At 67.2% G+C, this 9,755-nt stretch carries 9 protein-coding genes; all 9 read right to left on the bottom strand.

Annotated features, from left to right (window positions below; all coding sequences use genetic code 11):
• Window positions 1-193: 193 nt before the first annotated feature.
• Window positions 194-1,120: a hypothetical protein gene (locus tag ACZ3HL_RS20195; RefSeq protein ID WP_465532799.1), complete on the bottom strand. Its 927-nt coding sequence runs from the start codon at window positions 1,118-1,120 to the stop codon at window positions 194-196.
• An 84-nt stretch (window positions 1,121-1,204) separates the two neighbouring features.
• Window positions 1,205-1,726: a hypothetical protein gene (locus ACZ3HL_RS20190; RefSeq protein WP_465532777.1), complete on the bottom strand. Its 522-nt coding sequence runs from the start codon at window positions 1,724-1,726 to the stop codon at window positions 1,205-1,207.
• A gap of 31 nt (window positions 1,727-1,757) precedes the next feature.
• Window positions 1,758-3,023, bottom strand: a complete 1,266-nt coding sequence (locus tag ACZ3HL_RS20185) for an MCE family protein (RefSeq protein ID WP_465532775.1) — start codon at window positions 3,021-3,023, stop codon at window positions 1,758-1,760.
• Window positions 3,023-4,225 (bottom strand): MCE family protein, encoded by a 1,203-nt coding sequence (locus ACZ3HL_RS20180; protein ID WP_465532773.1) that lies wholly within the window; start codon window positions 4,223-4,225, stop codon window positions 3,023-3,025. The genes ACZ3HL_RS20185 and ACZ3HL_RS20180 overlap by 1 nt, the downstream gene beginning before the upstream one ends.
• Window positions 4,225-5,403 carry an MCE family protein gene (locus tag ACZ3HL_RS20175; protein ID WP_465532771.1) on the bottom strand — a complete coding sequence of 393 codons (1,179 nt, stop codon included), beginning with the start codon at window positions 5,401-5,403 and terminating at the stop codon, window positions 4,225-4,227. Before ACZ3HL_RS20175 ends, ACZ3HL_RS20180 begins: the two co-directional genes overlap by 1 nt.
• Window positions 5,400-6,386: an MCE family protein gene (locus ACZ3HL_RS20170; protein WP_465532769.1), complete on the bottom strand. Its 987-nt coding sequence runs from the start codon at window positions 6,384-6,386 to the stop codon at window positions 5,400-5,402. Before ACZ3HL_RS20170 ends, ACZ3HL_RS20175 begins: the two co-directional genes overlap by 4 nt.
• Window positions 6,383-7,414: an MCE family protein gene (locus ACZ3HL_RS20165; RefSeq protein ID WP_465532767.1), complete on the bottom strand. Its 1,032-nt coding sequence runs from the start codon at window positions 7,412-7,414 to the stop codon at window positions 6,383-6,385. Before ACZ3HL_RS20165 ends, ACZ3HL_RS20170 begins: the two co-directional genes overlap by 4 nt.
• A 169-nt stretch (window positions 7,415-7,583) precedes the next feature.
• On the bottom strand, window positions 7,584-8,921 hold the full coding sequence (locus ACZ3HL_RS20160; RefSeq protein ID WP_465532765.1) for an MCE family protein: 1,338 nt from the start codon (window positions 8,919-8,921) through the stop codon (window positions 7,584-7,586).
• Window positions 8,918-9,754 carry an MlaE family ABC transporter permease gene (locus tag ACZ3HL_RS20155; RefSeq protein ID WP_378369448.1) on the bottom strand — a complete coding sequence of 279 codons (837 nt, stop codon included), beginning with the start codon at window positions 9,752-9,754 and terminating at the stop codon, window positions 8,918-8,920. The genes ACZ3HL_RS20160 and ACZ3HL_RS20155 overlap by 4 nt, the downstream gene beginning before the upstream one ends.
• Between the last annotated feature and the right edge of the window lies 1 nt (window position 9,755).

Below are 9,755 nucleotides of genomic sequence, written 5' to 3'. Positions count from 1 at the left end.
TCTCGCACAACCCAGGCCTCACGAGTGCTCACCCACCAGCAGCCACCACATCCAAGCCTGCCAAACCAGCCTGAACACAACCCATTAGGCCTCCTTGAGGGACTCTGGGTCCCTCAAGGAGGCCTTCACGGCACGGGCGCACGTCGCGGCCCCAGATCGCGATTAGGGGGCTAAACGCAGGTCCGGCCGGGGGTCACTTCGAGGGGGCCGGGGAAGCGGGGGGTGAGGCGGGGGCCGACGAAGCGGTGGGGTTGGGCGGAGCGGCGTAGGTGTTCATTGCCGTGATCTTCCACTTGTCGCCCTGCAGCTCCGCGTTCAAGTGCAGCTGCGCGCTCCCGGCGGTCGTCTTGTTCGTGTCGGCCCGCGTCGAGCTCTGGTCGACGAACACCATCACGTCGGCCCGGTCGCCTTCCAGCCGGATGACGGCGCTACGGGTGACCTTGCACGTCACGACCATCTTCTGCTGCGGCGCCAGCCGCTTGACCTCGCCCATCAGCAGGTTGTACTTCGCCCGCACCTCGTCGTTGACCAGCAGATCGGCCGCCGCGGTCTCGGTCTTCGCGATGTTGTTGTAGTCGTACGAGAACAGCGCCTCGGTCGCCTTCGAGACCTGGTCCTTGACCTGCGCGGTCTTCGCGACGTCCAGCAGCGCGGTGTTGTTCGTCGAACTGGACACCTCGTCGGCCTGGATCTTGAACAGCACCGCGGTCGCGGCCAGTAGCAACCCGACTACGACCAGCGCGCCCGCGAGGATCAGCTGCCTGGAGCCTGGCTTCTTCTCGGACTCCGAGGAATCGGAAGCGACCTCGGCTTCGGCCTCTTCGAGGTCGTCCGGCTTCTCTTCGGCGGCCGCGCGGACCTTCGCACGGGGACTCGGCTTCTCGACGACCTCTTCGGCGGCCGAGGGCTCTTCAGGAGCCTCGACAGCGGCCACCTCAGGCTCAGCGACCTCAGCGACCTCGACGGGCTCAGGCTCAGGTTCGGGCTCAGGACGCGGAGCCGGCCGCGGCGTCGGGCGACGGACCGGAGTCGGCGCTTCGTCGACCTCCGAGACCTCTGAAGCAGGGGCCTCCGGAGAAGCGGGAGCAGGAGACGCACCGGGCCGTCGCAGGCCGGCCACCCTGGGGCGGCGCACCGGCGGAGTGCTGCGAGGAGGCTGGCGACGGGAGGGGGGCACTACGTGGCTCCGTTCTAGGTGACGCTCTTACTGACCGGCCGCGACGAGGGGCACGTTGTCGATCCCGGACAGCTTCCACTCATCGCCGACCCGGGTCATCGAGACCTCCAGGCGCAACGCCTTCGAGCTCGCCTTGTCGCCCTGGGTGACCTGGGTGGAGATGGCGGCGAGGAAGCTCGCCTTGCCCTCGTGGTCGTCGAGTTCCTCGACCGCGATGTCCTGGATGGTGGTCACGACCTTGGTCTTCGCGTCGCCGAGCGCCTTGCGGTACGTCGGCTCCAGCTGGGCCAGCTGCTGGCCCATCTTGTCGTCGGAGACGGCCTTCTGCTTGGCGAAGAACTCGTCGAGTTTCTCGAAGTCGACCTCGGTGTACGCCTTGATCGCGGTGCCGCCCGCCTTGGCCACCTCGTCCCGCGAACGCGCCAGATCGGCGTTGTCGTCCGCCGCGGCCACGGCCCACATGACACCGAAGATCGCCGCGGCGACGAAGGCGGCGAGCGCGAACGCCGCCGCCCCGAGGACCAGGGTCCGCGATCGAGAAGAACTCATGACACTCCAGGTTAGATATACGGTCTTTGCCTCAGCCGGGCAGGCCCAGCAGCATGCCGAGGGTGGGCAGGCTGACCCCGGGGCTCTGCAGGACGCTCGGCATGCCCTGTGCCGCTCGCAGGCTGGCCAGTTCCTCGGCCGAGCGGCCGGCGTTCGCCGCGACGTCGCCTTCCGACGGGATCTGCGGGACCCCGTTGTACGGCGCGTTCTGCGAACCGCGCACGTTGATCGGGCTGCCCTTCGGCTCGGCGCAGTACGCGTCGTCCTTCGGCGCGCGAGGCGTCGTGTCGGTGCCTTCGCGGTACTTGTCGAGGCCCATGTAGCCCTTGGTGCACGACGGCGGGTTGAACAGGTTGAGCGCGAGCCCGAGGTGCGCGGTGCCGTCGTTGGCGACGGTGTTGGCGCCTGCCGCGAGCATCGGGTAGGTCACCAGGCCCTGTTCGAGCCCGTCGAGCCGGGTCACCAGCAGGTTCGACGTCGTGAGCAGGTTCGCCGTCAGCGCGCCCAGCCCCGGCCCGGATTCGGCGAGCACCGAGCTGATCTGGTTCGCCACCTGCGGGGTGATCCCGATCAGCTTCCGGATGTCGGCGTCGGAGTTCTTCAGGGTGCCGGAGAGCTTGTTGAGGTCCGCGCTGAACGACTTCATCGAGCTCGCCATGTCGTTCTGCGTTTCGAGGACCTGTCCGCCCTTTTCCAGCAGCTGGACGGTCTGCGGCAGGTACTCCTGCGCGGTGGCGGTGAAGCTCCGCGCGGTGTCGAGCAGCCGCTGCAGGTCCGGGCCGGTGCCGTTGAAGGCGTTGTACGACTCGTCGACGACCTTGCGCAGCGAGTCGGTCGGCACCGAGGCCGCGAGGCTGTCGAGGTCACCGATGAGCTGCTCGGTGGGCACGGGCGTCTTGACCTTGTCGGCCGGGATGACCGAACTCGCGTTCAGGAACGGCCCGTTCTCGCTCCTGGGCCGCAGGTCGACGAACTGTTCACCGACCGCCGACCGGTTCGCGACGACGGCGTCCAGATCGGCGGGCACCTGCGGGGCGTCCGGCGAGATGTTGAGGTCGGCCTCCAGCCCGGTCTTCGTCAGGCGCAGCTCGCCGACCCGGCCGATGTTGAAGCCCCGGTAGGTGACCTCGGCGTTCTGGAAGATGCCGCCCGACTGCTTGAGCTGCATTTTCACCGTGTAGCCCTCGTTACCGAAGACCTGGCCGAGCCCGGCGAACCGGATCAGCGCGTACACGATGGCGACCACGGAGATGATCGCGAACGCGACCAGCTGGATCTTCGTCCTACGGACCAGCATCAGCCGGCACCTCCCGACAGCACACCGAAGATACCGGCGGGTCCGGTCTGTTGCGGCTGTCCGCCACCCTGCGGCGCGCTCGCCTGGCCGCCGGCGAGACCGCCGACGCTGTCCGGGATCGGCAGCGGCGGGTTCGCGCCCGGGCCCTCGGTGCCCCCGGTCAGTCCCGGCACCGGGATGACGTCCTTGAGCGGGTTCTCGCGGCTGCGGCCGAGGTTCTTGAGGATCTCGTTCAGGTTCAGGTCGATCTTCGCGAACAGGTTGAAGTAGTCGCCCTTGACGCCGTCGTAGGCGGCGTCGCTGAACGGGAAGGTCAGCAGGATCTCGAGCGCCTTCGGCAGATCCGAGCCGGCCTCGCCGAGTTTCTGCAGCGTCGGCTGCAGCGCCTTGAGGTCGGCGACGAGGTCTTCCTTGCTCTTGTTCACCGTGTCGACGGCGACACCGGAGAGGTGGTTGAGCGCGTTCAGCATGGTCACCAGCTGACCGCGCTGCTGCTCCAGCACACCGAGACCGGGGCCGAGGTTGTCGACCGCGCCGACCAGCTTGTCCTTCTGGCCGTTCAGGGTGAGCGAGAGCCGGTTCAGCCCGTCGAGCGCCCGCGTGATGTTCGCGGACTGCTTGTCCAGGTTCGTGACCAGCTCGTTCGTGTTGTTCAGCAGCGCTTTGAGCTCCGGCGAGCGGCCGTGGGTGGCGTTGTTGAGTTCCTTGGTGATGGTGTTGAGCTGTTCCACCCCGCCACCGTTGAGCAGCAGCGAAAGCGCGCCGAGCAGTTCCTCGACCTCGACGCTGCGGTTCGTGCGGGCAAGCGGGATCACCGCGTTGTCGGCGAGTTTGCCCTGTCCATCGGCCGGCGCCGCCAGCTCGACGTACTTCTCACCGAGAAGGCTCGACTGCTTGACGTTGGCGAGCGCGTTCGCCGGCAGCTTCACGTCGCCGTTGACCCGGAGGGTGACTTCGGCGTTCCAGCCGTCCGGGGTCAGCCCGATCGCTTCGACGCGGCCGATGGCGACCTCGTTGACCTTCACCCCGGCCTGCGGGGTCAGGTCGAGCACGTCCCGGAACTGCACCTTGACCGTGTACGGGTGGTCGCCGAGTTCGGCGCCACCGGGCAACGGGACGTCGTAGATCCCGCTGAACCCGCAGCCGCTCAACGTCAGCGCGGCAACGGTCCCGACGGCGGCAAGAGCGAGTTTCTTGTTCATCACTTGGCCGCCGTTCCATAGAGCTGACCGGCGATCGGGAGCGGCAGCGGCGGCAGCTGGCCCGCCTGCGAAGACTGGATCACCTGCGCGATCGACGGCAGCGGCACCAGCCCGTCGACCAGTCCGGCGACCCCCTTGCACGCGTCGCCCAACGCGTCGAGCGCCTCCGGGGTCTGCTTGAGCAGGTTGCACACCATCACCAGCGGCGGCTGCGTGAGCTCGTTGAGATTGGCCCGCGCGTCGAGCGTGCCAGAAGACGCGTTGTAGGTGTTGACCAGGTTCCCGAGGCCGACCGGCGCGACGTCGAGGATCTCGGCGAGCGCGCCGCGCTGGTCCACGAGCACCTTGGTCACACTGGCCAGCTTGTCCACATTGGACTTCAGCCGGTCGCGGTTCTTCTCGATGAACGCCTGCACCGCGGTGAGCGTGTCGGACAGCTGCTTCACCGTGGCCGAAAGGTTTTCCCGCTCCCCCGCGAGGAAGCCGCTGACGTCGGCGAGTTGCCGCTCGAAGTCGCGGACCTGCTTGTCGCTGTTCACCAGCGTCTGCGAGAAGGAGCCGAGGTTCTCGACGGTCTTGAACAGGTCGTCCTTGTTTCCCGACAACGTGCCCGCGGCCTGGCCGAGCTTCGTGATCGTGTCGTGCAGCGCCTGCCCGTTGCCGTCGAAGTTCTTCGCGGCGGTGTCGAGCAGGTTCGACAGCGAGCCGTTCTTGTTGGCGCCGTTGGGCCCGAGCGACCTGCTCACCCGGGAGAGGCTGGCGGCGAGCTCGTCGACCTCCAGGGGGACCTCGGTGCGGTCGAGCCCGATGACGGCGCCGTCGGCGATCCGCGGTCCGCCCTTGTACGCCGGGGCGAGCTGCACGTAGCGGTCGCTGACCAGCGACGGAGACACGATGATCGCCTTCGCGTCGGCGGGCACGGCCACCGAACGGTCGTACTCGAGTTCGACGCGGACCTGGTTGCCCATCGGCTGGATCTTGGTGACCGTGCCCATGTCGACGCCGAGCATGCGGACACTGTTGCCTTCATAGAGGCCGACCGTGCCGGCGAAGTAGGCGGTCACGTGGTTGCGGCCGGCGTCCTTGAGCGTCCACCACAGCGCGCCGGCGACGACCAGCGCGAGCACGATCGCGATGGTGAAGCCGCGCGCGAGGCTGGAACCGAGACGGGTACTCATTTGTCGTAGCACCCCTTCTCGTTGATCGGGCCGAACGACGGCAGGACCAGTCCGCAGATGTAGTTGTCGAACCAGCGGCCGTTGCCGATCGTGTTCGTGAACACCCGGATGAACGGCGCGAACCGCGCGATGCCCTGGCCGAGGGCGTCCTGGTTGCGCTGCAGCATCGAGGTCAGCTGATCGAGCTGGGTGAGCACCGGGTCGAGTTGCGCGTCGTTGTCGTCGACCAGGCCCTTGAGCTGGGTGGCGAGGTTGCGCGAGCCGTCCAGCAGCGCGGAGATCGCCTCCTTGCGCTTGGCCACCTCGCCGAGCAGCTTGTTGCCGTCGGCCAGCAGCTTCTGGAACTCGGCGTCGCGGTCGACGAGCGTCTGCGAGACCTGCCGCGTGTTCGCGAGCAGGCTCGACAGCTGCGAGTCACGCTTGGCGATGGTGTCCGAGAGCCGGGAAAGGCCGGTCAGCGCGCCCTTCACGTCGGCCGGGGTGTCCGCGAAGGTCTCCGTGATGACGTCGAAGCTCTTCGCCAGCTGCGTCGTGTCGATGTCGTCGACGGTCTGCGAAAGCCCGCGGAAGGCGTCGAGGACGTCGAACGGCGACATCGTGCGCTCACGCGGGATCGTCGCGCTCGGGTCGAGCGTGCGCTGTCCCTGCGGGTCGAGCGCCAGGTACTTCTGGCCCAGCACGGTCTTGATCTTGATGGCCGCGCTGGTCTTGTCGCCCAGCCAGGCGTCCTTGACCTTGAACGAGATGCGGACCTTGTCGCCGTCGAGCTTGATCTCGGACACCTTGCCGACCTTCACGCCGGCGACCCGGACGTCGTTGTCCTCCTGCAGGCCCGAAGCCTCGCTGAAGTCCGCGGAGTAGGTCGTCCCGCCGCCGATGACCGGCAGGTCCTCGGAGTTGAGCGCGGCGATGAAACCGAGCAGCAGCACGGAGATACCGACCAGCGCGATCGGGATCGGATTGCGTTTCTGGAACGACTTCATGCCGTGCACCTCGCCCGGTTCACCGGCAGCAGCGGCAGGTTGATCGGCTCGTTGATCAGCGGAGGCAGGGCGACGGCTCCCGTCATCTCACAGGCGAAGAAGTTGAACCAGGAGCCGTAGTCGGCGGTGCGGGTCAGCGCCGTCACCTTCTGCGGCAGGAACTGGATGAAATGCTCGACGAGCGGCTGGCTGTCGTTGAGGTTCTTCGACAGGGTGCCGAGCGCGGCGATGTCCTGCTTGAGCGGCTCGCGGGCCTCGCCGAGCAGACCGGAGGTCGTCTGGGCGAGGGTGCCGAGCGATTCGATGGCGTCGCCGATCGGCTCGCGGTCCGCGGCCAGCCCGGAGACCAGCTGCTGCAGCTTGACGATCAGGTCGTTGAGCTGCGGCGTGTGCGCGTTGACCGTGTCGAGCACCGAGTTCAGGTTGTCGATGACCTCGCCGATCACCTTGTCCTTGTCGGCGATCGTGGTGGCCAGCGACGCGGTGTGCTTCAACAGGCTTTCGACCGTGCCGCCCTCGCCCTGCAGGACCTGGATGACCTCGTAGGACAGCTTGTTGATGTCGTCCGGGTTGAGCGCGGTGAACAGCGGCTTGAACCCGTTGAACAACTGCGTCAGGTCGAGCGCGGGCGTGGTCCGCTCCAGCGGGATGTTCCCGCCGGGCTCCAGTGTCTTGCCGGAGCTGTCGGTGCCCTGCCCGAGCGAGAGGTAGCGCTGGCCGACCAGGTTCCGGAACTTGATCTGCGCGGTCACCCCGGCGGGCAGCTTGCGGCCGGCGTCCACTTCGAACTCGATCTCGGCCTGGCGCCGGTCGACGATGCGGACCTCCTTGACCTGCCCGACCCGGACACCGGCGATCCGGACGTCGTCGTTGGGCAGCACGAGGGTCGCGTCGCTGAACCGTGCCTTGTAGGCGTTGGTGCTGGTGGTGTTCACGTTGGCGATGCTGATCCCGAGGATCGTCGTGAACAGCACGGTGACGACGATGAAGGCGCAGAGCTTGATCAGCGGAGCGAGCAATCCCCTCATGCCTTCCCCCCGTCCGCGCGCGATCGCGATCGCGCGGCCAGGCCGCGCCTACCAGCCGAAACCGGCGGTCGCGTGGAAAGGGCGGCCTGCCTCCGCGATAGCGAGGCCTCCGGCCAGAACGCGCGCGTGGCAATCACCTTTTCGACAAGGGGCGCAACTCCCGCTCCAGTCATCGGACGTGCACCTCCGCTCCTCGGTAAAGCGGACCGACGAGCAGCGATCCCCAGCCGGGCACGTCCGAGGCGGACATGCCGACCTGCGGGGCGACCAGCTGCGCGAGGAAGTCCGACTCGGACGCGCTGTAGGACGGGCTACCGCCGGGCGCTCCCCCGCCGTTGTAACCACCGACGTTCGCGAAACCGTTCGACGGCGAAAGACCGTCGTTCGCCGAGCGTGCCGGCGGTTTGACCGTGCTGCCGTCCTTGATCGGGCCGTCCGGCGGGTACTGCGGGAACGGGTCCGGGAACTGCTTCAGGTCGTAGCAGCGCGGGCCGCGTTTGTCCTCGAACCGCGGCTCGTCCTTGCCGGGCAGGTACGGCCCGCGGTTGACGGTGACCTCGATGGTCGCGTGCAGACCGGGCCGGTCGGTGCCCTTGCCGAGGGCCTTGTCGATCTTCGGCAGGTTGTCCGCCATCTGCCCGATGACGCAGGGGTACGACGGCGCGTACTTCGCCAGCAGCTCCGCCGTCGGACGGGCGGTGTCGGCGAGCCGGATCAGGTTGTCGGCGTTGTTCCGCAGGAAGGTCTGGAGATCGACCGAAGCCTGGGTGACGCTGCCGTAGAGGTTCGCGAGGTTCATCTTCTGGTCCACCACGGTGCGGGTGGTGGTGCTCAGGTTGTCCAAGGTCTGCACCAGATCCGGGGCGACGGCGCCGAGGTTGTCCGAGAACTTCGCGAGCTCCTTGAGGTTCTGCTGGAGCTTGGGCTCGTGGGGGTTCAGTTCGCCGACGTAGGTGCCGAGCTGCGCGAGGGTGTCGCCGAGCTGGTCGCCGCGGCCGTTGAGCGCGGTCGAGATCGCCGAAAGCGTGCTCGACAGCTTCTGCGGCTGGACGGCCTGCAAGACCGGCATCAGGTGGGCGAAGGCCTGCTCCAGCTCGACCGCGCCGGACGTGCGGTCCTGGGTGATCACGTCGCCCTCGGCGATCGTCCGCTCCGAAGGCACGTCCGGGATTTCGAGGGAAACGAAGCGCTCACCGAACAACGTCTTCGGCAGGAATCGCGCCGAAACGTTCTGGGGGATCAGTTTCGCCGACTCCGGATTCAGCGCGAGCGTGAGTTCGGCGCCGTCCGGGGTCGCGTTGATCTCCTTGACCGAGCCGACGATGAGCCCGCGGACCTTCACGTCGGACTGCTTCAGCAACTGGTTCCCGATGTTGCCCGACTGGAGCTTCACGCTGACGACGGGCGTGAACGCCCGCTGGTACAGCGCGATGCTCAGCGCCACTCCGCCGATGAGCACGGCGACCAGAAGCAGGCCCAGCAGCCTGCGCCGGATTGTCGCGATCATCCTGCGATCCTCACCGTGACGTCGGTTCCCCAGATCGCGAAACCGATGAAGAAGTTCATGATGGACACCGTGACGATGCTCAGCCGGACCGCCTTGCCGACGGCCACGCCGACACCGGCGGGGCCACCGGAGGCCCGGTAACCGAAATAACAATGCGACAGGATGATCAAGACGCTGAACAACAGCACCTTGATGAACGAATACAACACATCCTGTGGTGGTAGGAACAGGTCGAAGTAATGGTCGTAGGTACCCGCTGACTGGTTGTAGATGTAGATAACGACCAACCGGGACGCGAGATACGAACTCAGCAGGCCGATGACGTACAGCGGGATGACCGCGACGAAACCGGCGATGATCCGCGTGGTCACCAGGTACGGCAGGCTGGGCACGCCCATGACTTCGAGCGCGTCGATCTCCTCGGAGATCCTCATCGCGCCAAGCTGGGCGGTGAACCCGGCGCCGACGGTCGCCGAAAGCGCGAGCCCGGCCACCAGCGGGGCGATCTCGCGGGTGTTGAAGAACGCGGTCAGGAAGCCGGTGAAGGCCGAGGTGCCGATCGAGTTCAGCGCCGAGTAACCCTGAAGACCGACGAGGACACCGGTGAACAGGGTCAGGCCGACCATCACGCCGACCGTGCCGCCGATGACGGCGAGCGAGCCGGAACCGAAGCTCACTTCGGCGAGCAGCCGCAGAACTTCTTTCATGTAGCGGCGAAGCGTCCGCGGCGTCCACAGCAAGGCGCGGCCGTAGAACGACATCTGGTCGCCGAGCTGATCCAGTGTCTGCAATGGACGGTTGGCGACCCGCTTGGCGCCCTGGAGGAAGGTCATG

Source organism: Amycolatopsis sp. NPDC000009, assembly GCF_055563465.1.
The sequence above is the reverse complement of the archived record's forward strand: the minus strand, read 5'-3'. Positions and strand labels throughout refer to the sequence as shown.

Coding starts and splice junctions, on each gene's coding strand:
- ACZ3HL_RS20160 (WP_465532765.1), bottom strand. CDS start 8,921: ATGATCGCGACAATCCGGCGCAGGCTGCTGGGCCTGCTTCTGGTCGCC.
- ACZ3HL_RS20165 (WP_465532767.1), bottom strand. CDS start 7,414: ATGAGGGGATTGCTCGCTCCGCTGATCAAGCTCTGCGCCTTCATCGTC.
- ACZ3HL_RS20190 (WP_465532777.1), bottom strand. CDS start 1,726: ATGAGTTCTTCTCGATCGCGGACCCTGGTCCTCGGGGCGGCGGCGTTC.
- ACZ3HL_RS20175 (WP_465532771.1), bottom strand. CDS start 5,403: ATGAGTACCCGTCTCGGTTCCAGCCTCGCGCGCGGCTTCACCATCGCG.
- ACZ3HL_RS20185 (WP_465532775.1), bottom strand. CDS start 3,023: ATGCTGGTCCGTAGGACGAAGATCCAGCTGGTCGCGTTCGCGATCATC.
- ACZ3HL_RS20170 (WP_465532769.1), bottom strand. CDS start 6,386: ATGAAGTCGTTCCAGAAACGCAATCCGATCCCGATCGCGCTGGTCGGT.
- ACZ3HL_RS20155 (WP_378369448.1), bottom strand. CDS start 9,754: ATGACCTTCCTCCAGGGCGCCAAGCGGGTCGCCAACCGTCCATTGCAG.
- ACZ3HL_RS20180 (WP_465532773.1), bottom strand. CDS start 4,225: ATGAACAAGAAACTCGCTCTTGCCGCCGTCGGGACCGTTGCCGCGCTG.